Here is a 26,419-nt window from a genome sequence, read left to right as displayed (position 1 = left end):
GGTCAGGCGAAGACCACCACGGTCTGGCGACTGAGGGCGATCAACTCGCCGGTCGGGCTCCAGAGCGCGGCGGCGGCATGGCCGTAGCCGTCGCGGGCGTGTTCGATGTTGACGTGGTATTGGCACCAGTCGAGGGTGGTCAGGTGCTGCAACGGCTGGATGAATTCGATGGTCCAGGTCAGGGTGCTGCCCGGCGCCGGTTTCTTCAAATGCGGAAGTAACGCCGGCGGCCAGGCGTCGACCAGTGCGAGGATGTGCGCCTCGGTCAGAGGCTCTTCTTTCACGTCCCCACGCAACCGTACCCAACCGCCCATGTCGCGGGATTTATTGCCGGTAAACGGCAGGCCGCCGACGCTCCAGCGCATTGCCAGATGCCGCATGAATTCAGGGGTGACGCCCTTGATATAGGGCAGCTCCTGGCATTCATCCCAATGTTTGAACATGGGTGGCGGCTCGCTCGCGACGTCAATTTCCGAGGTGCGGGGCGCACCGAAACTGGCCTGGACCAAGGTCGCCACTTCACCGTTCTGCACCACACGGCCCAGCAATTGGCTGACAGCCTTGCCTTCGCGCAGCACTTCAACCTGATAGCTAGCGGGTACATCCGGTGCTACCGGGCCAACGAAGGTGATTGCCAGTGAGCGTAGCGGCCGGCCTGCCGGCACGTGGGCGCGCAAGGCTTCGTATTGCAACGCGGCGACCAGGCCACCAAAGGTGGCGCGGCCTTGGGCCCATTCGGCAGGAATGGTGACATCCTGTGGGTTTTGACGGGCAGCGTCGAGCAAATCACTAAAGCGCATGGCGACCTCACATCAAGAAAATCGATGAGGGGATCTTAACCACCAAGCCCGCCAGATACAGCACCTATTCCGGCCAAAAACCGGACCGGCTCAGAAACAATCGGCGCTGAGCTTGTCCAGTACCCGGTCCGCTTGCCGTTCGGCCTTGACCATGGTTTGACGCCAAGTCGCGACGCAGGGCTTGAGATCAGCCTGTTGCTCAGCCTGGAGCAACCACTGCCAGCAGTCATGCCAGTCCCCCAGGGCGCCCTGGGCTTTTTTCAGGTGTGACAGCGTGCTGGCAGGCAGTTTGTCCAGTTCGGGATACGCCTCGGCGGCGTAGCGCACGCGTTTGATCAACAGGCGCAAACGGTGGCGATCATGCTCGGGGTCCTTCAGCGCATGATCGAGAACCTTCCATTGCTTGGTCAGGCGTTTCTGGATGCGCGAGCGCAGGCCCTTGAGCAATTTCTGGCGTTGGGAAGCGCGGATGAACCGTGGAAACGCATCGAGGATCTGCAACAAGTGTGCGAGCTGCGAGCTCTGCGCCACCTGGCGATAGGCCTCAGGCTGCAGGCGCAGACGCCGCTCAGCCGCCTCATAATGACCTTGCTGCTGCAAGTACGCCGCCAGCACCTCACGATCACGCAACGGTGTGGTCAACTGGCCGACCGCACGGGCGGCCGATTCAAGCTGTTCGACACCCGGTAACCCGCGCAAGGGGCGCAGCAGGCTGCGCAAGCGGCGCACGGTAGTGCGCAGATCATGCAAGGCTTCATCATCGGTGACGGCGGCAAGACGCGCCTGACAGCTCAGTAACCCTACTTCCAGGCCAATGACCTGAGCGACCAACTGATTGACCAGCGCTGACATCCCGCCCTCCCTGTGTGATGAAACAGCCTACTCGAGGCTAGCGAATCAACGCCCGGCGCGTGACTCACGGATATAGAAGCGCGCTTTCTCGGCCTTGTTGGAGCACCCTTCGAACGCTTCGAATTGCTGTTGGGTCTTGGCCCCGGTCAACAACGACAAAGCCTTGGAGTAGCTGACGGTGCCCGCGAAGCCCTCGGCCTTGGCCAGGTCCAGTTCTTTCCAGGCGGCATCCAACTGCGACCCGCAGCTGTCGCGATACGCGGTTTTCCCGGCACAGCCAGCCAAGGCCAACAGGATCACGGGAACACACATCCAGGCTTTCATCGATGACACCTCAAAATATACAAAATCTGTCGTAGCCTGTAGACGTTGCCTACAGGGAAAAGTGCCTTGTCCTTAGCCTGAAATCAGTAGTGCCCATTGCCAGAGCATACCCGAGCCTAGACGCGATTCTGGAAAAATATTGCCAAGGCTTACCGAGGATTGTAGCGGCCCCCTTGATGGGTGCATTGTGGGCACCTGTTTCACGAAGGATCTGGTCATGAAGAAACGTGTTGCCTTAGTGCTGGGCTCCGGCGGAGCCAGGGGCTACGCCCATATCGGGGTGATCGAAGAGATCGAACGACGCGGCTATGACATCGCCTGTATTGCCGGCTGCTCGATGGGCGCCGTGGTCGGCGGAATCTATGCCGCCGGCAAGCTGGACGAGTACCGAAACTGGATCGAAAGCCTCGATTACCTCGACGTGCTGCGCCTGGTGGATGTGAGTTTTCGCCTGGGCGCGATTCGCGGTGAAAAGGTGTTCGGGCAGATCCGCAAGATCGTCGGCGAAATCAATATCGAAGAGTTGCGCATCCCCTACACCGCCGTGGCTACCGACCTCACCAACCAGCAGGAAATCTGGTTCCAGGAAGGCTGCCTGCACCAGGCCATGCGCGCGTCGGCCGCGATCCCCAGCCTGTTCACGCCGGTGATGCAGGGCAACCGCATGCTGGTGGATGGCGGCTTGCTCAACCCGTTGCCCATCGTGCCGGTGGTGTCGAGCCATTGTGACTTGATCATCGCGGTCAACCTCAACGCCACCAACCAGAAGCACTATCATTTGCCGGTGATCCAGCGCCCGCCGGCATTCAAGAGCCGCTTCAACAGCCTGGCAAAATCATTGGGTTCGCACCTGCCGTTTCGACGCAAACAGGCCGAGCAGTTGATGAAGCTCGAGCAGGAAGCGTTGCAGGCCCAGGCCGCCGAGATCAACCCATGGCTGGAGTCGGCCGAGCCCGAATCCCAGCAACCCGCCGCCGCGCCGGAAAAACCCGGCACGCCGAAGTCGGCCACAGGCTCGTTCATTATCGATAACGTCGGGCCTGCGTCGCTGCTGGACCTGATCAACCAGAGTTTCGAGGTGATGCAGACGTCATTGGCACAGTACAAAATCGCCGGCTACCCGCCGGATGTGCTGATCAACGTGCCCAAGCGGGTGTGCCGTTTTTTCGAGTTCTACAAGGCGCCGGAGTTGATCGCGTTGGGGCGGGAAATTGCCAGTGATACGTTGGATCGGTATGAGAGTGAGCAGTCTTGAGATTGTAGGCGTTGCTGACGACCCCATCGCGGGCAAGCCCACTCCCACAATTAGACTGAGTTCAACATGAGCATGCGGTCGAATGTGGGAGTGGGCTTGCCCGCGATGACGCTTGTTGAGGCAGCGAAACTCTATCCACCCTAAGTATTCAGCAATCGATACCCCACCCCCGCCTCAGTCACGATAAACCTCGGCTGCGTCGGGTCATCCGCCAGCTTCTGCCGCAAATGCCCCACCACAATGCGCAGGTAGTGGCTGTCTTCGGTGTGGGTCGGCCCCCAGATATCCTTGAGCAATTGCTGCTGGGTAATCACTCGCCCAGGATGCCGTGCCAGTTGCGCCAGTACCGCGTATTCCTTGCGGGTCAACGCCACCTCGGCACCGTCCAGCAGAACGCGGCGGTAGGCCAGGTCTACCGTCAGCGGGCCGAAACTCAGGGCGGCTTCCTGAGACTCGCCCGTCGGTGCCTGGCGCAACAACGCACGCACACGGGCGAGAAACTCCTGGATACCGAAAGGCTTGGTCACGTAGTCATTGGCGCCGCCGTCGAGGGCATCGACCTTTTGGCTCTCGCTGGCCCGCACCGACAGCACCAGCACCGGCACCGTCGACCACTCGCGAAACTCGCGCAGCACTTGCTGGCCGTCCATGTCGGGCAAGCCCAGGTCCAGCACCAGCAGGTCCGGCTTGCTCAATGCCGCTTGGGCCAGGCCTTCGGTGCCGGTGCCGGCCTCGATCACCTTATAGCCCTGGGAGGCCAGGCTGATGCGCAGGAATTTGCGGATCTGCGGTTCGTCATCAATGACTAGAATCGTCGCGGTCTGGCTCATGGTGTCCAATTAAAATCCATTAAAAACAAACCATTGTAGAAACGAATCTGTTGTGGCGAGGGAGCTTGCTCCCGCTGGAGTGCGAAGCGGTCACAAACTAGTCAGGCAGGTGATGCGTCGCGACCGAATGGTTTTGGGGCTGCTGCGCAGCCCAGCGGGAGCAAGCTCCCTCGCCACGGTAGGCATACGTTTTCAAAGGTCAGTGTCCAAGCCCGGCTGAGATTGTAGCGGCAGAAACAGGGTGATGCAGGTGCCGCGACCCTCAATGCCATCCGCCACGCTGATATGCCCCCCATGTGCGCCGACCATGCCCTGGCAGATCGCCAGGCCAAGGCCGGTGCCCTGCCCGCCCCGATCACCACGGGCAGCGGTGTAGAACATGTCGAAGATCTTCGCACGCTCATCCTCGGGAATCCCCGGCCCTTCATCGGCCACGGCGAAAAACAACTGGTTGTCCGCTACGCCGGCGCTCAACTGCAAACGGCCCTGGGGCGGTGAAAAACGTGCGGCGTTTTCCATTACATTGACCAACGCCTGCTCGATCAACGCAGCGTGCACGTAGAGCAACGGCAGCTCCGACGGCACATGGGTACTCACTTGCAACGGCGCCAGCACCGCGCGCAAACGCCCAAGGGCGCTGCCGACGATATCGCCGGGCGAGACCCAATCGCGCGCCAGCTTCAACGCGCCATGGCCCAGGCGGGTCATGTCCAGCAGGTTCTGGATGTAGCGGTCGAGGCGCTCGGCTTCATCGCGGGTGCCTTCGAGCAATTCGCGGCGATCCTCCAAAGGAATCGCCTCGCCCAGCGCCAGCAGGCTGTCGATACTGCCACGCATGGAGGTCAGCGGCGTGCGCAGATCGTGGGATACGGAGGCGAGCAAGGCGCTGCGCAGTTGTTCGGTTTCGCCGTGCAAACGCGCCGACTCCAACTCCTGTCCCAACTGCGCCCGCGCCAGCGCCTGGGCCAGCGGCTGGCTCAAGGCGGTGAGCAGGCGGCGGCGTTGCCCGCTCAACTCCAAGCCCGGCTTGGCACTGACACCGAGCAAACCCAAGGGCCCCTCTTCGCCCGACAACGGCCACCACCACCAGCGCCCAAACGGCAAGGTGCCAGTGCCCATGCCGGCAGGTTGGTCGTGCTGCCAGGCCCAATCGGCGGCAGCGCGTTCGGCTTCGGTAAGGGTCAACGGGCCACCGGTCTCGATTGTCCAGCCGCCCTCGCCGTCGCGATTGACCAGGCATACATCCAAGTCATTCCAACCTTGCAGGTGGTGAGCCGCCGCACTGATAACGGCCTGGCGATCCGTGGCTGCAGTGAGCTTGCGCGACAGGTCGAGCAGCTCGCTGGTTTCTTCCTGGGTATCGCGCAGCGCCTGCAACTGGCGACGCTGGCGCGCAGCCAGGTTGCCCGTGAGCGCTGCCATCAACAGGAAGAACAACAGGGTCAGCACATCCTCTTCACGCTGGATGGCAAAGGAGAAATTCGGCGGAATAAACAGAAAGTCATAGGTCATGAACGACAACGCGGCGCATACCAGCGAGGGCCCCAAACTGCTGCGCACCGCCACCAGCAGCACCGCTGCGAGAAACACCAGTGAAATATTCGGCAGCGGCAATACACTGGACACGCCCCAGGCCAAGCCGGCCGCAACAACGGTTGCCACCACGGCCAAGGCGTAGTCGAACCAGCGCAACCCACGCGCATCCGGCAAGCGCGGCGGAGCAGGCATGTCGTCGCTGTCGAGCACGTTGATTTCCAGGCCCCGCGCACTGCGCAATAAGCGTGCAGCAAGGCCACCGCCGAACAGCCGTCGACGCCAGCGCATGCGCGACTGCCCGACCAGGACCAGGCTGGCGCGGCGCTCGGCGGCATGCTGGATCAACGTTTTAGCCACCTCGCCCGCCCGCAGCAACACCACCTCGCCGCCCAGACGCTCCGCCAGTTGCTGGGCATTTTGCAGGCGTAGCCGTGACTGTTCATCTCGCGCGTGGCCGTTGTCGATATGCACCAGGCTCCAGGGTAAATGCCGCCGCTGGGCGACCCGGCTGGCATGGCGCACCAGGCGTTCGGCCTGTGCGTCGCCATCGACCCCCACCAGCAAACGCCCCCGCACCGCCGGCGCAGCTTGCCCGAGTTGGCGGTAACCCTGGGCCAGATCGTCGTCGACGTGGGCGGCCGCGGTCTGCATGGCCAGTTCGCGCAGGGCCATCAAGTTGGTCTGGGTGAAAAACGCATCGATGGCCGCCCGCGCCTGTTCCGGCACATACACCTTGCCGTCGCGCAGGCGCTCCAGTAGTTCGCGGGACGGCAAGTCGATCAGCAGCAACTCGTCGGCCTCTTGCAGCACCCAGTCCGGGAGGGTTTCACGCACCTGCACACCGGTAATGCCCCGCACCTGGTCATTGAGGCTTTCCAGGTGCTGGACGTTGACGGTGGTGAATACGTTGATGCCGGCAGCGAGCAATTCCTGAATGTCCTGCCAGCGCTTTTCATGCCGGCTGCCGGGGGCGTTGCTATGGGCCAGTTCGTCGACCAGCACCAGCTTGGGCTTGGCCGCGAGCAGGCCGTCGAGGTCCATTTCTTCGAGCATCACGCCACGGTATTCGCTGCGCAACAGCGATTGTTGCGGCAGGCCGCTGAGCAAGGCTTCCGTCTCGGCGCGGCCGTGGGTCTCGACCACCCCGGCAATCAACGGGACGCACTGGCGCAGTTGGGCGTGGGCCGCCTGGAGCATGGCGTAGGTCTTGCCCACGCCGGGCGCGGCGCCGAGGAAAACCTTGAGCCGGCCACGGCCGTTGCGGGGTAGATCGGCTAACAAGGCATCGGCGCGGCCGGAGTCGCTCATGCGGGTAGTGTCCTTCAGGTATCAAAGCAGTCAGGTTCAATGTCAATCACATGTGGGAGGAGCTTGCTCCCTCCCACAGGGGTTCAGAGTTTTTCCAAGGCCATGTTCAGTGCCAGTACGTTGACTACCGGCGGCCCCACCAACGGGCTTTCGATGTGTTCATCCAATATCCGCTGCAAGGTCGACACCGGCACATTCCGTGCTGCCGCCACTCGCGCCAGTTGATAGACAATTGCCGCGGGTGGCAAGTGTGGATCAAGTCCGCTGCCGGAGGTCGTCAGCGAGGCCAACGGTACGGGCCCCTGGCCGGGCATCTGTTGTTTATCCGCGTCATCGAAGATGCGCGTGGCCAGCGCAGGATTGCTCGGACCAAGGTTGCTGGCACTGCTGGAGACCGTCGCGAACGCCCCGGCCGAGGGACGCGGATGGAACCAGCCGTCACCGCTGAAATCCTGGGCGATCAGGCTGGAGCCGCGCACCTTGCCGCTGACATCGCGCACCAGGCTGCCATTGGCCTGATCCGGGAAGGCAACCTGAGCGACGCCAGTTACCACCAGCGGATAAGCCACGCCGGTGATCAGGGTCATGAGTACCAGCAGGCTCAGGGCCGGGCGGATTGTATTAGTCATCGTCAAATCCTCAATAAATCGGGCCACAAAAGACCGCAGGGTTACACCAGGTGCAGCGCCGTCAGCAGCATGTCGATCGCCTTGATGCCCACAAAGGGCACCAGCAGCCCACCCAGGCCGTAGATCAGCAGGTTGCGTCGCAACAAGGCCGCCGCACTCGCCGCCTGCACGCGCACACCGCGCAGGGCCAGCGGGATCAGCACCACGATGATCAGCGCGTTGAACACAATTGCCGACAGAATTGCGCTCTGCGGGCTCTGCAGGTGCATGACGTTGAGCACGCCCAATTGCGGGTAGATCGAGGCGAACAGCGCCGGCAGGATCGCGAAGTACTTGGCCACGTCGTTGGCGATGGAAAAGGTGGTCAGCGCGCCCCGGGTCACCAGCAACTCCTTGCCGATCTGTACCACGTCCAGCAGCTTGGTCGGATCACTGTCGAGGTCGACCATGTTGGCGGCTTCGCGTGCGGCCTGGGTGCCATCGTTCATCGCCATGCCGACGTCGGCCTGGGCCAGTGCCGGCGCGTCGTTGGCACCGTCGCCGCACATGGCGACCAGGCGGCCGTCGTTCTGCTCATGGCGAATACGTGCGAGTTTTTTCTCAGGCGTGGCTTCAGCCAGCACGTCATCCACGCCAGCTTCAGCGGCAATCGCGGCGGCCGTCAACGGGTTGTCGCCGGTGACCATCACGGTACGAATCCCGAGCTTGCGCAGCTCGGCAAAACGCTCGCGGATGCCGGGCTTGACCACGTCTTTCAGATGGATCGCACCGAGCAATTTGCCATCGGCGCACACCAGCAACGGCGTGCCGCCGCTTTGGGCGATCTTGTCGATTTCCCGCGACAACGCCGGCTGCAGGTCGCCGCGCTGCTGGCCGATAAACGCCAGCAGCGAGTCCACCGCGCCCTTGCGGAATACGCGGCCCTGATAGTCGACACCGGACAAACGGGTTTCGGCGCTGAAGGGGACCGCAGTCAGTTCGTCCGGCGTCGGCTCTGCCTGGGGGTGCAAGGCGCGCAGGTATTCGACGATGGACTTGCCTTCGGCGGTGTCATCCGCCAGGGAGGCGAACAGCGCACCTTCCGCCACTTCCCGACCACTGACACCGGGCGCCGCAACCAATGCCGAGCAACGACGGTTACCGAAGGTGATGGTGCCGGTCTTGTCCAGCAGCAACACATGCACGTCCCCTGCCGCTTCCACCGCGCGGCCAGATTTGGCGATCACGTTGAGCCGCACAAGGCGATCCATGCCGGCGATGCCGATGGCCGACAGCAAACCGCCAATGGTCGTAGGAATCAGCGTCACCAGCAGTGCGACCAGGAACACCAAGGGCAGGCTGCCATTGGCGAAGTGAGCGAACGGCTGCAGGGTCACCACCACCAGCAGGAAGATCAGGGTAAGACCGATCAGCAGGATATCCAGCGCGACTTCGTTGGGCGTTTTCTGGCGTTTGGCGCCTTCCACCAGGGCGATCATGCGGTCCAGGGTGGACTCACCGGGGTTGGCGGTGATGCGGATCAGCAGCCAGTCCGACACCAGGCGGGTGTTGCCGGTGACGGCGGAACGGTCGCCGCCGGATTCGCGGATCACCGGAGCGGATTCGCCGGTAATCGCCGCTTCGTTGACGGCAGCGATACCTTCGATCACTTCGCCGTCGCCAGGAATCATTTCACCTGCGGCGACGCGCACCACGTCACCTTTGCGCAGGCTGGTCGCCGGTACCACCTTGAAGCTGCCGTCAGCTTCCTTGCGGCGAGCGCTCAAGCCCTCACTGCCGGCCTTGAGGCTGTCGGCGCGGGCCTTGCCACGGCCTTCGGCCAAGGCTTCTGCGAAATTGGCGAACAACACGGTGAACCACAGCCACACAGCAATTTGCACAGCCACGAAGGTCGGCACGGCGGTGTCGGGCACAAAGCACAGCACGGTGGTGAGGATGGCGGTCAGCTCGACCACCAACATGACCGGCGAGCGTTGCAGTTGGCGTGGGTCCAGCTTGACGAACGCCTGGACCAACGCCGCGCGCCACAGGGCCGAGATCGCGGTTTTGGCAGGTTCCTGGGGTTTGACCGGGGCCGCATTTTTTACAGGCATATTCATTTTCATATCCCTTGGTTAGAAGCCCATGCTCAGGTGTTCAGCAATAGGGCCCAGCGCCAGCGTCGGCAGGAAAGTCAGGCCGCCCACCAGCAAGATGGTCACGGTCAACAAGGTCACGAACAACGGGCCGTGGGTCGGGAAACTGTTCTGGCCAATCGGTGCGGTCTTCTTCATCGCCAGGCTACCGGCCAGGGCCAGTACCGGGAGGATGTAGCCGAAACGGCCGATCAACATGCCCAGGCCAAGCATCAGGTTGTGAAACGCGGTGTTGCCGCTGAACCCACCAAACGCCGAACCGTTGTTGGCACTGGCCGAGGTGTAGGCGTAGAGCAACTGGCTGAAGCCGTGGGGGCCAGGGTTGCTGATGGCGCCGGCCGGGCCTGGCAGGCTGGCGGCAATGGCACCCAGCACGAGCACACCCACCGGCATCACCAGCAGGGTCACCACCAGCAGTTGCACTTCCTTGGCCTGAAGTTTTTTGCCCAGGTATTCCGGGGTGCGGCCGATCATCAGGCCGGCGAGGAACACCGCGATCAACACGTTGAGCAACATGCCGTACATACCGGCACCGACCCCGCCGAAGATCACTTCGCCGACCATCATGTTAACCAGCGCCACCATCCCGCTCAGAGGGTTAAGGCTGTCCTGCATGCCATTGACCGAGCCGTTCGACGCTGCGGTGGTGGTCACCGACCAGAGCACCGTGCCGGTGGTGCCGAACCGTGTTTCCTTGCCTTCCAGCGGCGCGGTTTGCTCAACGGCCGGGTTGTTCAAGGTTGGGTTGGGCTGGTATTCGGCCCACAGCGAGGTCGCGCCACCGATCAGGAACAAGGCCAGCATGCAGGCGAGAATGGCGCGGCTCTGACGCAGGTCTTTGACGTAATGGCCGAAGGTAAACACCAAGGCCACCGGGATCAGAATGATCGAGGCCACTTCGAAGAGGTTGGCCCAGGCTGTCGGGTCTTCGAACGGATGCGCCGAGTTCACCCCAAAGAAGCCGCCGCCATTGGTGCCCAATTGCTTGATCGCAATCTGGCTGGCCGCCGGGCCGAGGGGAATGACCTGATCCACGCCTTGCATCGTCACGGCATCAACGTAATGGGCGAAGGTTTGCGGTACGCCCTGCCATACCAGAAACAACGCCAGCACCAGGCATAACGGCAGCAAGCCGTAGAGGGTGGCGCGGGTCATGTCGACCCAGAAGTTACCCAAGGTCTTGGAGGATTTGCGACCGATCCCACGGCAAAGCGCGACCAGAACTGCCAGGCCGGTGGCGGCACTGACGAAGTTCTGCACAGTGAGGCCGACCATCTGGCTGAGGTAGCTCAGGGAAGCTTCACCGCTGTAGTTCTGCCAGTTGGTGTTGGTCATGAAACTGACCGCGGTGTTGAAGGCCAGCGTCCATTCCTGGCCCGGAAATTTTTGCGGGTTGAGTGGGAGATAGTTCTGGAACAACAGGATTGCAAACAGCAGCAAAAAACCCGCGAGGTTGAATGCGAGCAAGGCCAGCATGTATTTCTGCCAGCTTTGCTCCTGTTGATCGTCCACACCTGAAAGGCGATAACAGGCTTTCTCCACAGGCCCCAGCACCGGCGTCAGCCAGGTGCGCTGGCCTTCCATCACCTTGTAATAGAACCGCCCCAGAAACGGTGCCGGCACCAGTACCACGGCGAAGAAGGCGATGATCAGCCAATAGTCATAACTGTGCATAGCCTGCTCCTAGTTCCGATCCGCGCGTAACAGCGCAACCAGCAGATAAATGAACAGCGCCACAGCCAATAGCAGTGACACCCCGTCCAGAACGCTCATGGAAGTTTCTCCGTTTAACGGCGAGTGCCGCGTGTGGGGCAATTGTCCGCAGAAGGGGTGTAAAGGAACGAGAGCGAGGCGGGGCGCGGGGCGTAAAGATGGCGTAAAGAGTGGCTTTATGCGGGGTTTATATGAATGATTTCGGCGCCTGGGCGGGCGCTGTCGGGAGCAAGCCCCCTCCCACAGGTTGATCTGCGCTCGGCATGACAACTCGGTCAAGTGTGGGAGGGGGCTTGCCCCCGATGGCGCCAGTCAAGACACCCTCGCACTTATCTGGTGCGACGTCGCCACTATTCAAACGCCAAACCATCTTCCAGGCGACAGTGGACGTGCTTTACGACACGGCTTTGGGAAGTGGCATGTCCACTGCAACACCTTGAATCATTCCAAACCGTTCAGGGAGCACCACACAATGAACACACACCTCAAACCCACCTTGGGCACCCTCCATCTCTGGGGCATCGCCGTCGGGCTGGTGATTTCCGGCGAGTACTTCGGGTGGAGCTATGGCTGGGGCGTGGCCGGCACGCTGGGCTTCCTGGTGACCTCACTGATGGTCGCCGCGATGTACACCTGCTTCATTTTCAGCTTCACCGAGCTGACCACCGCGATTCCCCATGCTGGCGGCCCCTTCGCCTACAGCCGCCGCGCCTTCGGCGAAAAAGGCGGCTTGATTGCCGGCCTGGCGACCCTGATCGAATTCGTCTTCGCCCCACCCGCCATCGCCTTGGCCATCGGTGCCTACCTCAACGTGCAGTTTCCAGCGCTGGACCCGAAACACGCCGCCGTCGGCGCCTACTTCGTGTTCATGGGCCTGAATATCCTCGGCGTGAAACTCGCTGCTACCTTCGAACTGGTGGTGTGCGTACTCGCCGTCGCCGAATTGCTGGTGTTCATGGGCGTCGTTGCCCCGGCATTTAGCTTCAGCAACTTCGCCCTGAACGGTTGGGCCGGCTCCGACACCTTCGGTGCCCCGGCGATTGCCGGCATGTTCGCAGCGATCCCCTTCGCCATCTGGTTCTTCCTCGCCATCGAGGGCGCAGCCATGGCAGCCGAAGAAGCGAAAGATCCCAAGCGCACCATTCCAAAGGCCTACATCAGCGGCATCCTGACCCTGGTAATCCTGGCCATGGGCGTGATGTTCTTCGCGGGCGGCGTGGGCGACTGGCGCACCCTGTCGAACATCAACGACCCACTGCCCCAGGCGATGAAAACCGTCGTAGGCGAAAGCTCCGGCTGGTTGCACATGCTGGTCTGGATTGGCCTGTTCGGCCTGGTGGCAAGCTTCCACGGCATCATCCTCGGCTACTCGCGCCAATTCTTCGCCCTGGCCCGCGCCGGTTACCTGCCGTCTTTCCTGGCCAAACTGTCACGTTTTCAGACGCCCCACCGAGCCATTCTCGCCGGTGGCGTGGTCGGCATTGCGGCCATTTACAGTGACGGTCTGATCAACCTGGGCGGCATGACCCTGACCGCCGCGATGATCACCATGGCCGTATTCGGCGCCATCGTCATGTACATCATGAGCATGCTCAGCCTGTTCAAACTGCGCAAAACCGAACCGCTGCTTGAACGCACCTTCCGCGCACCCGGTTACCCCGTCGTGCCGGGCATCGCGCTGGCTCTGGCAGTGGTGTGCCTGGTAGCGATGGCCTGGTTTAACACGCTGATCGGGCTGATCTTCATCGGCTTCATGGCCGTGGGCTTCATCTACTTCCAACTGACCGCCCAAGACCGCGCCGATGCGCCAGCAGATGCGATGTTGACCGGACTATAGGGTTTACGAGGCAGAACGGGCCTACAATGAACTACTCAGAAAGCCCGTAACTCAAAGCAGTTATTACCGTGGGAAAATTCTCCCCCGGCTATCTGCCTCAAGGAGAGCCTTATGCCGTGGTACGCGTGGTTGATTATGGTAATTGCGATCGGGTCGATCGTCGGTGGGTTGATGATGCTGCGTGACAGCGCCAACAAAGTGGAACTCACCGACGAACAACGCAAACGCGTGGCCGAGCGCAATGCCCAGGCCGATGCCAAGGATGCACAGGATCGCTAGATGGTGGTAGCTCCCGCCGGGCTGCGAAGCAGCCCCCTACTCCCATTCCGCCTTGGCAATATGCAACCCGTGCTGCCCCTTATACGCGGCACGCTCCGGCTGACTCCAGCCACTCAGCAATTCGTCCTCCAGCCTGTAGATTTCAACCCCCAACGGACGACACACCGTCAGCGGGTCCTGCGCCTCCGGCCCCCACATCGGCAACGACAAATCCCCACCTGGGCATGTCGATAGCGCACACAGCAAATCAATCTCGGCGAAAAACTCCAGGTAATCGCCCTTCTGCGCAGGGCAGGCTTTCATGAAATACATGTCGTCGTGATTAAGGCCGGTGCACTGGAAAATATTCAGCACGTCGTGCACATCGAATTCCGTCAGACCGTGAGGCAATATCGCGCGAGTCAGGTTTGAGTGGCAGTGGTGATGAAAGTCCTCGCCAGTGAGCATACGGTTTACATAGGGATCGCAGCGTGTGCCGAGCAAGTCGTGCAGGCGCCCGCCGTGCTCATCGATGCCGTAGCTTGCGAGGCTGTCGTCTGTAATAGTGACTAACGGTCGTAGAAATGGAAGGTTCGACCACAAGCGGTCGTGAGTGCTGACGTGGGCGCCTTGAAGTTGCCGAGTGCGCGCCGCCCACAAGCGTTCGCGCGGGTCATTGGCATTCCACACATTGAAGTCGCCCACCTGGGGGCCTACAGGCGTGGTCACCCGGAACACATGCCCGGCCGGCACTTTCCACGCCCTGCCCGTGCGGATCGGCACCTCGAACTGCTCGGTCAGAGTGCGCTGATCTTTGCGATCACGGATACGTTCATAGAACGCAGTATCCACCTGTAACGCCGAGCCTTTGCTGACTTGGTAAGCGGCTGGATAGTCTTTGTACATGGGGCGAACCTCCATCAAGGGTGACTGTTGAACAATCGATGATCTTGAGGTAACCACATTTCATGCCAGGGCTGGGCTAAAAACACATGATAAAAGGCCGATCATTGATCGGCCCCTGGGTGACGTCGTTTAGTTGATAACCAGCCTGTCGCGATTCTTCTCCAGCAAAGCCTTGCCGATGCCCTTTACTTCCAACAACTCATCCACCGAGGTGAAGGGCCCATTGCTTTCGCGAAAGGCGACGATCGCCTTCGCTTTGGAGGCGCCGATACCGAACAAATCACGTCGCAGGGTTTCAGCATCGGCGGCGTTGAGGTTGACCTTGGCGGATTGCTCGGTTTTGGTCATTTGTGCGGAGATTGGGGTCGGGACCTCAGGTTTAGCGGACGGGGCTGCGGTGGTGGCGACAGAGAGGCTGGTGAGGAAGGCGAAGATTAGAGAGGAGATGTAGAGGTTTTGCATTGGTGACGCTCCATGACATCGGTAAGAGAAAAGCAGCTTTTCCGAAGCTGCTTTTCTACCTTAGGCGACGGATGGAGGGTGTCAAAGCGGGGATATTGCAGGATGTGAGAGAAAGTCGTTTTTTGTGTGGGCGCTGATGGACTGCCGTGTGGAAAGACTTGGTTCTCCCACATGATCGAATCATCCAATTCGGCGTGCCCCCCAACGATGCGAAATTGAGCTACATACGAATGCTATCGAAAGCATCAGTACCCAGTTGCGTGCGAGAGCTTGAGGTAAGCATCTTCACACCGCGGCATTTGTTCTGTCCAAGGTGCGGTCAACCTCGGGTACATTAATCTCTTCTACCCGTTTCTTGCGCATAAACCTTTTTTCTACATGAACGAAGGTAAAGGTCGACAAGGCGACAATAACGGGAATAGTCGCAAAGTTCACAAGCCAAAAGGTCACTTTATCAAGAACAGCTAAATCAAAGAATACAGACAACACCTTGAAGGATAGAAACAGTACAGGCAAGTGAAGCAAATAAATACTATAACTAATATCACTTAGCCTGTTAAGGAACTGATAATGCAAGAAACGAGGATTAGAAACAGTAACACATATGAAAAATATGGTCGCCAGAGCAAATCTAAAAGCTCCGTAGCCAGGAACATCAACCAGTCCGCACATCCACACAAATATGCATATTGCAACTACAGTAGAAACAAATTTGACGAACCTACTTGTAATATTTGCTTTATGAATAACTGCTGCTGCCATGCCTGACAGAAAGTAGGCCCAACAGACGACGGCGGAGGTGCCCAGGTCAATGGCAGCTATAATTATCGCCACCGTCAGTATGATAAACTTATATTGGGATCTGTAAAAAATTGCTACCATTGGCAACACTGCATAAAAACGCCACTCATGAACCAAAGTCCATGTCACGGAACTCAGAGGTACAAGAGATACACCTCCAATTCTCATCGGGTTATCGATGAAATTGAACGTTATTAAACCCGCAATAGTAGTAATAGACTCTTTATCCAGAAAATCAAAGCCTGCAAAAAAAGCCGCAATAAAAAACACCAAAATCGATGTTAGATAGTAGAGAGGAGCAACCCTTCTAATTCTAGATACAAAAAAATCACCCCAGTCAATATTCTTATTCTTGATGACTTTATCAAAAAAAAGAAAGCCTGTAATACAGAAAAAAATCTGTACACCGAAAGATCCAAGGTTCGGGTAAATCTGTCCCCAGGCAGAAAAAAAGGTATTTTTTACACCCAAATTTATTAGCACAAACGGCGCATGATTAACAAATACGAATATAGCAGCAAGACCACGCAGACCATTGATGAATTTATATTCATGCTGAACTTCCGCACTTTCAATTTTCGATCTGAAAATCGACGAAAAAGCAATGAACATTAATATAATTGAGAGGGTGAGCATGATAACTTCAAGCGAATATTCAGTTTTCATTTAAAAGGATTACTCATGCAATGCCATCCTGCTTTAGGCTATGTTGAAGACGCTCCATGGATGACGAAGCGTGAAAACTATGCCGTCCGTTTATCACGAGCAGTGCGCACGGAAAAATCATGGTGCGTTGCCGCAGGTGAATTGTATTCTGTCAGAGGTGCATAGGGAAGAAAATACGGGCATAAAAGCTGAGATAACAGCATAAACTGCTGTTATCCAAACCAAAAATCACACTACAACTCAAGTCTTTTTTGTTGATAAGACCAGTCAACAATTTCGCCATCGGGAGCATAACCACTCACAGTTTCGCGTAACAACTTACGTACCTCAATATAATCATGACTTTCTATCGCACTCAGCAATTCCACTAATCTTGGCTTCAATATGCTCCAAGATAGATAATCTTCATTAGCACTCATAATCATTGGGTGTTGCGTGGCATCGACATTGTCACCTATGAGTAATTCCTCGTAGAGCTTCTCTCCGGGCCGAAGTCCTGTAAACTCGATAGCGATATCTCCGAGGGGCTTTTTTTCTGAGCGGACGCTTAGGCCTGACAGATGAATCATTTTTTCTGCCAATTCCGTGATTTTAACCGGTTCGCCCATATCCAATACAAATACGTCCCCCCCTGCCCCATTGAGCCTGCCTGAATAACAAGCTGAGCAGCCTCCGGGATAGTCATGAAATACCGGGTTATTTTCGGATGAGTCACCGTGATGGGCCCACCTGACTTAATCTGTTTGTGAAAAAGAGGAATTACTGAACCAGAAGAACCCAGAACATTTCCAAATCGGACCATTGTGAAGCGAGTACGATTGAGGGCTAGAGAGGTCGTGTTAAAAAGAGCCGGTTCTAATTCACGGCTGAGTGCCTGAAGCGTCATTTCAGCGAGACGTTTGGTGCTCCCCATTACATTCGTAGGACGCACCGCCTTATCAGTCGAAACAAGTACAAAATTAGCAACATTTGAAATAATAGCTGCTTGAGCAGTATTTAACGTGCCGATAACGTTATTCAGAAACCCTTCCGATATATTATGTTCTACCATCGGCACATGCTTATAAGCGGCCGCATGGTAGACCGTATTTACATGCCAAGTTTTCATAACATCAACCAACTTATCCTGGTTACGTATAGATCCCAGGATCGGAAGCAATTTTACCGCCAGCGAATCCCGAAGTATGCGCGCTTCCAGTTCCGACATAATACTGTATAAATTATATTCACTGTGTTCAAAGAGAATCAGTATTGTTGGTTGCAGCTCGAGGATTTGGCGGCAGAGTTCAGATCCAATAGAACCTCCCGCGCCGGTAACCATTACTACATGGCCCCGTATGCAATGTTCCAGCAAATTTTCTTGTGCAGGTACTGGATCTCGCCCTAATAGGTCTGCAATATCTACTTCTTGGATATCGTCGACTTTGACGCGCCCACTTGCAAGGTCCATGAAGCCGGGGACACTACGTACATGCAGAGGAAAACCCTCAAGAAACCCGAGAATCTCCCGACGCCGACCACGCGTCGATGAAGGTATCGCCAACAAGATCTCTTGGGCGCCCGTGGTGTCGATCATTCGTTGGATATGTTTAGGCTTATAAACCTGCAGCCCAGAGATTACCCTATCAGAAATAGTAGGATCATCGTCAATAAACGCTACAGGTCTCATTAAGCGGCCCATGCGTAATGCCGCAACTAGCTGATTCCCAGCAGATCCCGCGCCATAAATAGCCACACGTGGCAAGCCGTCATCACGGTTAGTGAAAGGCACATATTGAGCCGCCGTAAACCAATCCCCCAGGAAGAATTGACGCAGCGCTAACCTCAATCCTCCTATCATAATCAGGCTTAACCACCAATAGTTAAAGATGATAGAACGAGGAATTACATTTTGATGGTTACTGTACCAATAAACGACCACTCCAATAATAAGGGAGGAAAGGCTGACAGCCTTAATTATCGCGATCAGCGCATCATTTCCAAAGTAACGTAAAACCGCGCGATACATGCCAAAACGTATAAACAGTGGAATAGTCACAATAGGCGCCGTTAAAAATAGCCATGTGTGCAGCACGAACGGGTTGATCATCTCATCGAGGCCTATGCGCACGACAAAAGCTAACCAAAGCGCAAACCAAACTAAAAAAACGTCTGTAACCACCTGCAGAACACGTTTATATCTACGCGGGAGACTTAATAATCCAGATCTTAGTGAGTTCATATTTTCTAAACCTCTCGCAGCTCTAACAACCTAAACCTGAATAAATGTACAACACCAAGCTCTCAGGATTTTCGCATTAATAATTTACTTCTTTAATACCGGCCTTAAATTTCAGAGCCAGAATGATGAGCGGCGTGTAAGCGATCAACAAACCGGCAGCACCGTCAAGCCTGTCAAATGCAACAAGCAATGCAATTGGGAAAAGCCATATGAAATTTATTACGATTATGCACAAAGTGACAGGTATGTGTGCATTAAAAATGCGAGAGGCATACTGATAAGCATGACTCCGATGTGCCTCATATACTTTTTCGCCACGTACCAGCCTGCGAAGCAATGTCAATGTCGCGTCTACAATAAATACGCCTAATAAAATCAGCCACACCCATAAAAGTGTTGAAGAAAAAGATACAGCTTCAAGCGATATCATGGCCAATGTAATACCTAGAAAACCACTCCCCGCATCCCCCATAAAAATTCGGGCTTTGGGGAAGTTCCAGTAGAAAAAACCTGCTGTTGCCAAAGCCAAATAAATAGGCGGCCATAACAGCTCTTCATATCCTAAGAACCAATAGATAAAAGCGGCGGAAGAGCAAGCACAAATAGCTTGAGCACTCGCCAGTCCATCAATGCCGTCCATGAAGTTGTAAAGATTCAACATCCATACGGCATACAAAACAGCTAGAATTCCGCCAATCCAACCTAGATGGATTGGTAATCCAAAAATCGTAATCGACGGTACCCCACCGATCCAATATAACGCCCATATTGCTGAAAAAAAATGTCCTAATAATCGCCAGCGCGCAGGAATGTGGCCATGGTCATCCAGAAATCCCAAAGCGGCTACGATTATGCCAGCCACGAACGATGCAAGGAAAAAAGCGTGATCAATCAGCCCAAAGCAACGCATTAAACCCAATGATATTAAAAACCCTAGCACAATTGCCACACCGCCGCCGCGAGGAGTCGGTACCGAATGTGAACTTCTGCTATTAGGGATATCCAACACATTTCGCTGGAGCGCATACCGACGCAACAATCCGGTTAAAAACATGGAGCTCGCTATTGAAGTAATCGCTATCCAGAAAGCCATCTGCCTGTCCCTACCTGCAATAATTTCGAAATTAATCGCTATAATAAACGGAATCTTTCGCCTGATTCGACCAAAGCATCATGAGCTTTTCTCGCAGGGGCCCAGTTCAATAATGCTCTGGATTTTTTATTATCGACAACTAATGATCTACACAACTGCGTATATAACGATCGCTTCCCAACAGCACTGGCGACTGAACGGATTAAGGCGTCAGGAACGCGGAACAGTCTTTCTTTTCGGCCCATACCCAACGCCAACAAATTGATAATTTCACTAATGGAAAAATCAGTTCCATCAGAAACTAAAAACAATTCATTTGCAGCTGACGGGTGCCCAATACATAGTTCAATAAAATCTACCAAGTTCTCCAGTGCTATCATGCTACGCTTATTTTCTACGGCGGCGAACGGCAGTGGCACTCCCGTAGCGATCAATTTTAACAGACGATTAAAATTACCAGGCGCCTCAGCGGCATAAACTAACGGAGGACGAATAACTATCAGCTCCATGGTCTCGCCAGCGAGCAATTCCGAGAGCTCGCGCTCTGCTTTCAACTTGGAGCGAGCATATTCTGCATGAGGCTTGGGTTCATCACTCTCAGTGAAAGCGCCATCATGGGTCTCCGAACCGTTGACACCAATTGAGCTGATGAATATAAAACGACGGACACCTGCTTTTACCGCTTGCTGCGCTAAATTGACAGCACCTTGAACATTAATCCGTTCAAATTCCAATACTGGATCTTCGCTCCCGGCGTCTAATACATGCGCGCGTGCTGCGAGATGGATAACGGTGTCGACTCCTTGTAGAGCCTGATCCCAGCCCGTATTACCATCTACTTCCCCCGTCGAGACCATTTGGATATCTGAAGCAACATCAGAAGGTTTGCGACAAGTACCGACAACTGAATATTTAGCTAGGCTAACAAGATGCTTAGACAACGCCCGCCCAATAAAGCCATTAGCACCGGTAATAAGGATTTTCATTTAGCCCTGTCTAACACTTTCTGGTAAATTTTCAGGATTTTATCCAACATGATATCGAAAGTAAAATTTGTGCGATATATGTGCTGCCCTAAAAGACCTTGTTTTTTTCGAAGCTCGGGGGAATTAATCAACTGTGTCAGTGCATCCATCAATCCCTTCTGGTCCCCGCGCTCCACCACGAAACCGTTCTCACCGTTTGCCACCAGCTCAGATACGCCTCCCACGTTAGATGCTATTACCGGAAGCCCAGTTCGCATAGCTTCCAATATGGTCAGCGGCAACCCTTCCCAGTCAGAGATCAAGACGAAAACATCCGACCGCGAAAGCCTGATCGGGACGTCATCACAAGCCCCGGAAAAAACCACCTTCTCGCCTATTCCCAGATGCGCTGCCAACGTCTGAACGCTAGAAAACGAAGGGCCATCGCCTACCAGTTCAAGCTCCCAGTTCTTTGGTGCCACTTTTGCAAGCGCTTCCAAAAGAAACTTTTGGTTTTTTGGAACTTCGAACCTTGCGACCATGATTAAGCGTACTTTATCAGACTCGGTAAGGCTAACTATATTAGAACTGACCTCGGGCATACCGTTATGAATCGTTAGAACGCTGGCTTCATCGCCTACCTTAGCCTTCAAGGCGAGTTGCCTGTCAAATTCAGAAACCGTAAGGATCTGTTCTGAAAAACGGGCCATGATCCTTTCAATATTACGGTATAAGAAACGACGCTTGGCAGACACCCCCTCTGTAAAAGCCCAACCATGTGCCGTAAAAATTGCTGGCAAGCCAAGACTTTTAGCAGCGAGTCTTCCAAGAATACCAGCCTTGGAGGAATGCAAGTGGACGAGGTCAGGTTTTAGCTTGGAAAGCATTTTCCTTAACTCAAAAAAGGCGCGAATATCTTTTCTAGGATTAATTTCGCGAACAAGATACTTCAATGGGAAGCACGACAAACCTAAATCCCGCGCTCGGGAATTAAAGACGCCCTCGCCGCCAACGAGAATATCGACACTATGTCCCGCTTGAAAAGAACCCAGTGCCAAATCAAGGAGGTGTACACTAGCACCGCCTATAACGTCTGAACGGGTTATGACATAAACAATTTTCACACTGCGTCCCTTTTTTAAATCCTAGCCCAAGCCAAACTTACCAGGTTTAGAGATTGGCCGTATCGCGTCGCCATACTCTCACTAAAAACCGTTCGGAAATTGCTGAAAACCGAAATTATGAGCTTTCTGGTTGGGTATATAACCGCTCCCATGTACTAATCACAGAGTCTATGGAAAAGTTATCAACCACTCTCGACCTGGCAGAGGTGACTAGCGAGTTCTTTTCCTCTGGAGGTAGGCTCAGTGCTAGTGTGATACTCTGACGTAATGCTTCAGGATTAAACGGTTCAACAAGATAGCCGCTGCCACCTAGCACCTCTTTCACCCCTCCGCAGTCTGTCGCAACCACTAAGGTTTTGCATGACATCGCCTCGGCCACTACAAGCCCGAAACCCTCCCATGCGGAAGACAATACATACACATCTGCAGCACAATAAAATGACGGTACGTCATTGCGTCGTCCAAAAAATTTTATCTTCTCGTCAAGGTGGGCTTCGTTGACGCGGAGCGCCAGATCAGTAGCCAAAGGACCGTCGCCCACTATCCACAGACGCACGTTTTCATCATCCTGCGAGATCAGCTTAAATGCATCTAATAAACAGGGATAGTTTTTTGCCTCGACGAGCCGCCCTACAGCCAATATAACTTTGATAGAAGAGTCTATTGACTCTCTGGCACGAACCTGATCACGCACTTGCTCATCAAAAACATAGCGCTCCGTATCTATCCCATTAGGTACAAAGATCATACGCCCGGCAGATGAGGCACCCTTTGCAATAAGTATATCAACGGCTTCCTGGCTCACATTTGTCGTAAGATCAGCTAGAAAATCAGTCAGACGGTAAGCCAGCATTTTCAGCTTACCACCTTCATTTGAACTGTGTGCCGTACAAATAAGCTTAGGTATTTTGATAACGAAACGAATCACCCTAGCTATCAAGTTCGCGTGCACCATATGACTATGTAGCACGTCGGGTTTAAATCGTCTAATTAGTTTAATCAGATTATTTATCGCGCGCACCATCCCACATAACGTTTTATCACCATTCAACGCTACAACAGATACCCTGGGCTCCCCAGGAAGCACTTCCTGCTTGCCTGTCAAATAAGCAATAACGACGTTATGTCCCCGTGCACTCATGCGATCAGCAAGATCCACGACTTGTCTCTCGGCGCCACCCATGCCCAACCCTGTGATAAAAAACATTATGTTCATCAAGGCCTCCCTAGAACCATATACAAAAGGCATTGGGCAGACCTAATTAGGTTCTTAAACTTGTAAAACAAGGTTTTTTCGCGCAAGAACTGCGACCAATAATAAATAAAAAATCCTTTTGGATTAGCTCTTAAATGGCGTGAAAAGTTTCGGCTGTATCCATCTTCCAGATAGTCGCAGAGATAAATTACTTTTCTCGTGAAAAATATCACATCTCCCACATCACCTATTTTATTCCAAATGTATAACTCTGGAACAAACTTCTCAGCTTCAAAAATTGGAAACGGAAACTTAGACATAACTTCAGTTCTAAATATATAAGCTAAATCGCCCTTGAATAATTTACCGGCTTCCGTCGGTGTGGAGATAAGGCTCGGTTCCGCAGTCTTTATCTCATTGCCGAGCAGCTCCCCACTAAAATAAGCTTTCCGATAGCACAAGCCAACTGTGCTACTAGTCGCGGCCGCGACTGACGCTAAAACAGTTTCGACAGCATCAGGCAGTAGTGCGTCATCGCTGTCGACAATGAAGATCCAATTTCCTTTTGCTGCCACCACTCCGCTATTAATAGCCGCGTGCTTTCCAGCATTATTCTGCCTGACCGCCGTTAGCCCGAAACCTAAATTGGTTTCTTTTAGCTCATTGACAAAATTTTGTGTCTCATCAGAACTACCATCGTCTATCAGCACCCACTCAAACTCTTTTGAGCTTTGCTCACGCAGGCTCTTTAGCAACCGAGGAAGCGTTGTAAAGCGATTATATGTTGCCGTTAAAATTGTGATCACTCAGTACGCTCCTCAATATAAGTGACTGGCTTATACCGGCAAGACAATATAAGTAACGTAACGCATAACATAATTTCCGCCAAGACAAACCCGAGAACAATGCCGTTAACGTAGTACTTAATTGATAATAGACTCGCAACGAGTATAGACATCACCGAAAACAATAGCATCGCAGAACTAGCGACTTTATCCATGCCCCGAGGTATCAGCATGCATAGGCCCAATGCTTGATTAGCCATTCTGAAAGGGATTATCCATACGAAAACCTGCAACGTCGTCGTTGCCTGCTCAAAATCAGCGCCCAATAGTTTGTTTATTAGAAATCCACCGGCTACGGAAATGGCCAATGCGCTTACGCAACCCAGCAAGAACATCAGCCCCACGATGATCCAAGATAGCTTAGATGCAGCTTTTGCTGAGGAAAGATACTGTCTATTTAAATATGGAAAAAAACCAATGAGTACAGGATTTATAAAACCTACAAATCCTCTTATGATTTTTTCGGCAGGAACATATCCTGAAACAGCGACTTTCCCACAAAGTAATCCTACAAGAGCAGGGCCGGCGCTAAGCAAAATGTTGTTTGAGCTCTTATATATAAAAACGTGAAAGCCCTTGCGGATCTGAAGCCACCCGCCTAACAAGCTAAACCGAATCCTGCATCCGCCTCGGTAACATATATAATTCCCAATCAGCGTGTTTGCCAATGCAAATGTCGCTAAAATAGCTAATGCGAATAAAGCGTCACTTGGATGTCGAATAAAAATAAACAAGCATAAAAGGCTAGAGATACGTAGCGCCACTTCCAAAAACACAACAAGTGCAATTTTTTCAAGCCCTTGAAAAAACCAAAACGGGCTAAATCCGAAAGCTAAAAAGTACAAAAACCCCAGGCCTACAACCTCAATCTCGAAAGTATTCGAATAAAAAAACATATACAAAATAAACGCTGTGAAACTTATGATAGAAGAGATTATAACTTTTGCAGAAAGCACTTCGCCAAAAACTTTCGACAGAGTCGACACATCAGTCTTGACTAACGAAACTTGCCGAGCAGCACTTAACGAAAACCCATACTCCACAACAAGTGAGGACAAAAGGGCAATCGATTGGACAAGTACTACCTTGCCGTATTCCTGAACGCCCAACGAACGTGCTAATACAGGTATTTCCAAGATAGGCACCAAATACCCAAAAAGCTGTACGACGAAAAGCAGGCTCATATTTTTAAATACGGTAAACACGTTATGATCCTATGTGCTTGTCATGTTTTATTTTATTCAAACTTAAATCTTCATACTTATAAGTACGAGAAAGCCAAGACACCATCAAAATCCAATAACCCCATTCTGACATCTCGGTACTCAGCGGATGAAAGAGCATGATAAAAATATAACAAAGCCCTCCCAGCGCAGCGGCAAACTTAAAGAAAATATTTTTATTTAAACTGGCACTCTCCACGAGCGACAAAAAGAAAAAAATAAATGGCGTTAATATCAAAAACAAAAGTGCTAACTCACCGAGTACACCTACGTCGCCCAGCATACCTAAGTATACATTATGGATAACAATATTTTCGCCATCCACTACACTAAATGAACTGCCAAATCCGCAACCGAATGGAAAACACTTTTGAACGTTACTTATTCCATCCTGTATCATGACAGATCTAACTGGATCCCCCTCAAGCAAACGATTTAAAACAAGCAATGAATCATGATTTGCAAAATCAAAGTTTGAAGATAGAAGCACACAAATTCCTGCAATCAAACAAACAATTGCAATCATCAACGTCCTGATAGGAAAAATCAAAAACCGCAAGAGAAAGAAAGATAATATTACAATCGCAAACCAGAGAAATCCTGTTCTACTGGAATCGGCCAGCAATATATACACCGCTGCAATTAAAATTACGCCAGCAAAAAATGCTTTTTTCATGCCCGCCGAAAGCAGTGTTGCAATTATATAAGGCGCAAAAAAAGCACATACTTTCCACATTACTCCGGGATAGGCGAACTCGCTCCCTTGGCGGCCATCGCCTAATTGAACATAGAGCTCAACAAACACAAATTTTGACAAGACAAATACTACAAGTCCTACAATAATCGAAATTGAAGCAATCCTGTAAAAATCGTTCAACTCCAGCAAACTGGAACAGTTGTATATCACCAAAAACAGTATAAAAATCGCTATAAACTTCACACCTTGGTAAGCTGTATATATATCAGAATTAGCTACTCCTGAAATCATAAAAGCAAGTGCCATCAATGTGAAACCCAGCATGATAGCACTTCCCTCCGGCGTCAGCTTCAACCGTCCGCCGCAACCGTAAATCCCAAGTGCAAATACGCCCCCCCATAATAACCAGTAGTTAAGTGAGCCGATAATATTCCTGGTATCGCCCAAGGTCACGAGTACGCTGGCCGCAAGCACTGCCAAGAACGCGTAGCGTTTATTAATTTTCATATCGACCTCAGAATAAGCTCAACTAAAGCGTGTGCCGGTTACCAATCGAGCCATTCTCAGGTACCGATTAGAGGAAGGGACTACCAAAACGAGCCATAAGCCCGCAGCGACTAAAAGCACAATTTTACACTGCAACGGAGGCTTTCATCTAGGATCATCTGCTGGGCTTACAGTCAAAATACGACATTATAACAGATGGCAAATTGCCTTCAGGTTAATCGACTTCGGATCACTCAC

22 protein-coding genes and 1 pseudogene are annotated in these 26,419 nt (G+C 53.8%); 3 read left to right on the top strand and 20 right to left on the bottom strand.

All coding sequences use genetic code 11. From position 1 onward, the window contains the following. Positions 1-2: 2 nt before the first annotated feature. The 3 genes from C4J91_RS08310 to C4J91_RS08300 form a co-directional block, all read right to left on the bottom strand. Positions 3-800: an acyl-CoA thioesterase II gene (locus C4J91_RS08310; RefSeq protein ID WP_124361883.1), complete on the bottom strand. Its 798-nt coding sequence runs from the start codon at positions 798-800 to the stop codon at positions 3-5. Positions 801-890: 90 nt separating this feature from the next. Continuing rightward, positions 891-1,652, bottom strand: coding sequence for a CHAD domain-containing protein (locus C4J91_RS08305; RefSeq protein WP_124361882.1), 762 nt, complete (start codon positions 1,650-1,652; stop codon positions 891-893). Between the two features lie 45 nt (positions 1,653-1,697). After that, a complete protein-coding gene (locus C4J91_RS08300; RefSeq protein ID WP_003238638.1) occupies positions 1,698-1,976 on the bottom strand; it encodes a hypothetical protein in 279 nt (92 codons plus the stop codon). A gap of 217 nt (positions 1,977-2,193) precedes the next feature. On the opposite strand from C4J91_RS08300, the gene C4J91_RS08295 reads away from it, so the two are divergent. Next, the gene (locus C4J91_RS08295) at positions 2,194-3,231 is read left to right on the top strand and encodes a patatin-like phospholipase family protein (RefSeq protein ID WP_124361881.1); all 1,038 of its coding nucleotides are present in this window, start codon (positions 2,194-2,196) and stop codon (positions 3,229-3,231) included. Positions 3,232-3,371: 140 nt separating this feature from the next. Here the strand turns inward: C4J91_RS08295 and C4J91_RS08290 are convergent, their stop codons facing one another. The 6 genes from C4J91_RS08290 to kdpF form a co-directional block, all read right to left on the bottom strand. Next, positions 3,372-4,061 carry a response regulator gene (locus C4J91_RS08290; RefSeq protein ID WP_124361880.1) on the bottom strand — a complete coding sequence of 230 codons (690 nt, stop codon included), beginning with the start codon at positions 4,059-4,061 and terminating at the stop codon, positions 3,372-3,374. Positions 4,062-4,253: 192 nt separating this feature from the next. Further along, positions 4,254-6,905, bottom strand: a complete 2,652-nt coding sequence (locus C4J91_RS08285; RefSeq protein ID WP_124361879.1) for a sensor histidine kinase KdpD — start codon at positions 6,903-6,905, stop codon at positions 4,254-4,256. An 83-nt stretch (positions 6,906-6,988) separates the two neighbouring features. After that, complete coding sequence (gene kdpC / locus C4J91_RS08280) at positions 6,989-7,534, bottom strand: potassium-transporting ATPase subunit KdpC (RefSeq protein ID WP_124361878.1); 546 nt, start codon at positions 7,532-7,534, stop codon at positions 6,989-6,991. 41 nt (positions 7,535-7,575) lie between these two features. Beyond that, positions 7,576-9,639, bottom strand: coding sequence for a potassium-transporting ATPase subunit KdpB (gene kdpB, locus C4J91_RS08275; protein ID WP_124361877.1), 2,064 nt, complete (start codon positions 9,637-9,639; stop codon positions 7,576-7,578). Between the two features lie 9 nt (positions 9,640-9,648). Continuing rightward, complete coding sequence (kdpA, locus tag C4J91_RS08270) at positions 9,649-11,343, bottom strand: potassium-transporting ATPase subunit KdpA (protein ID WP_124361876.1); 1,695 nt, start codon at positions 11,341-11,343, stop codon at positions 9,649-9,651. A gap of 9 nt (positions 11,344-11,352) precedes the next feature. After that, positions 11,353-11,442 carry a K(+)-transporting ATPase subunit F gene (kdpF, locus tag C4J91_RS08265; RefSeq protein ID WP_003218754.1) on the bottom strand — a complete coding sequence of 30 codons (90 nt, stop codon included), beginning with the start codon at positions 11,440-11,442 and terminating at the stop codon, positions 11,353-11,355. Positions 11,443-11,854: 412 nt separating this feature from the next. On the opposite strand from kdpF, the gene eat reads away from it, so the two are divergent. Together eat and C4J91_RS08255 are read left to right on the top strand one after the other, a co-directional pair. Beyond that, positions 11,855-13,219, top strand: coding sequence for an ethanolamine permease (eat, locus tag C4J91_RS08260; RefSeq protein WP_124361875.1), 1,365 nt, complete (start codon positions 11,855-11,857; stop codon positions 13,217-13,219). A gap of 111 nt (positions 13,220-13,330) precedes the next feature. Beyond that, positions 13,331-13,498: a DUF2897 family protein gene (locus tag C4J91_RS08255; RefSeq protein WP_124361874.1), complete on the top strand. Its 168-nt coding sequence runs from the start codon at positions 13,331-13,333 to the stop codon at positions 13,496-13,498. 36 nt (positions 13,499-13,534) lie between these two features. Here C4J91_RS08255 and C4J91_RS08250 read toward each other — a convergent pair whose 3' ends face one another. The 11 genes and pseudogenes from C4J91_RS08250 to C4J91_RS08200 form a co-directional block, all read right to left on the bottom strand. Continuing rightward, positions 13,535-14,383 (bottom strand): DUF1989 domain-containing protein, encoded by an 849-nt coding sequence (locus C4J91_RS08250; protein WP_124361873.1) that lies wholly within the window; start codon positions 14,381-14,383, stop codon positions 13,535-13,537. A 129-nt stretch (positions 14,384-14,512) separates the two neighbouring features. Next, on the bottom strand, positions 14,513-14,845 hold the full coding sequence (locus C4J91_RS08245) for a ComEA family DNA-binding protein (RefSeq protein WP_124361872.1): 333 nt from the start codon (positions 14,843-14,845) through the stop codon (positions 14,513-14,515). A 285-nt stretch (positions 14,846-15,130) separates the two neighbouring features. Next, positions 15,131-16,312 carry an acyltransferase gene (locus tag C4J91_RS08240; protein WP_124361871.1) on the bottom strand — a complete coding sequence of 394 codons (1,182 nt, stop codon included), beginning with the start codon at positions 16,310-16,312 and terminating at the stop codon, positions 15,131-15,133. A gap of 233 nt (positions 16,313-16,545) precedes the next feature. Continuing rightward, positions 16,546-18,533 (bottom strand): annotated as a pseudogene (locus tag C4J91_RS08235) (polysaccharide biosynthesis protein). Positions 18,534-18,609: 76 nt separating this feature from the next. Beyond that, positions 18,610-19,626, bottom strand: a complete 1,017-nt coding sequence (locus C4J91_RS08230; protein WP_124361870.1) for a glycosyltransferase family 4 protein — start codon at positions 19,624-19,626, stop codon at positions 18,610-18,612. Positions 19,627-19,664: 38 nt separating this feature from the next. Then, positions 19,665-20,612 (bottom strand): NAD-dependent epimerase/dehydratase family protein, encoded by a 948-nt coding sequence (locus C4J91_RS08225; protein ID WP_124361869.1) that lies wholly within the window; start codon positions 20,610-20,612, stop codon positions 19,665-19,667. After that, the gene (locus tag C4J91_RS08220) at positions 20,609-21,715 is read right to left on the bottom strand and encodes a glycosyltransferase family 4 protein (RefSeq protein WP_124361868.1); all 1,107 of its coding nucleotides are present in this window, start codon (positions 21,713-21,715) and stop codon (positions 20,609-20,611) included. The genes C4J91_RS08225 and C4J91_RS08220 overlap by 4 nt, the downstream gene beginning before the upstream one ends. Before the next feature lie 115 nt (positions 21,716-21,830). Next, positions 21,831-22,931, bottom strand: a complete 1,101-nt coding sequence (locus C4J91_RS08215; protein ID WP_124361867.1) for a glycosyltransferase — start codon at positions 22,929-22,931, stop codon at positions 21,831-21,833. After that, a complete protein-coding gene (locus C4J91_RS08210) occupies positions 22,931-23,716 on the bottom strand; it encodes a glycosyltransferase family A protein (protein WP_124361866.1) in 786 nt (261 codons plus the stop codon). Before C4J91_RS08210 ends, C4J91_RS08215 begins: the two co-directional genes overlap by 1 nt. Further along, the gene (locus tag C4J91_RS08205; RefSeq protein WP_124361865.1) at positions 23,713-24,960 is read right to left on the bottom strand and encodes an oligosaccharide flippase family protein; all 1,248 of its coding nucleotides are present in this window, start codon (positions 24,958-24,960) and stop codon (positions 23,713-23,715) included. Before C4J91_RS08205 ends, C4J91_RS08210 begins: the two co-directional genes overlap by 4 nt. A gap of 1 nt (position 24,961) precedes the next feature. Further along, a complete protein-coding gene (locus C4J91_RS08200) occupies positions 24,962-26,182 on the bottom strand; it encodes a hypothetical protein (protein ID WP_124361864.1) in 1,221 nt (406 codons plus the stop codon). Positions 26,183-26,419: the final 237 nt, after the last annotated feature.

The organism is Pseudomonas sp. R3-52-08 (assembly GCF_003851745.1).
GTDB lineage: Bacteria > Pseudomonadota > Gammaproteobacteria > Pseudomonadales > Pseudomonadaceae > Aquipseudomonas.
Note: the sequence above shows the minus strand (reverse complement) of the source record. Positions and strands in the feature narration are given on the sequence as shown.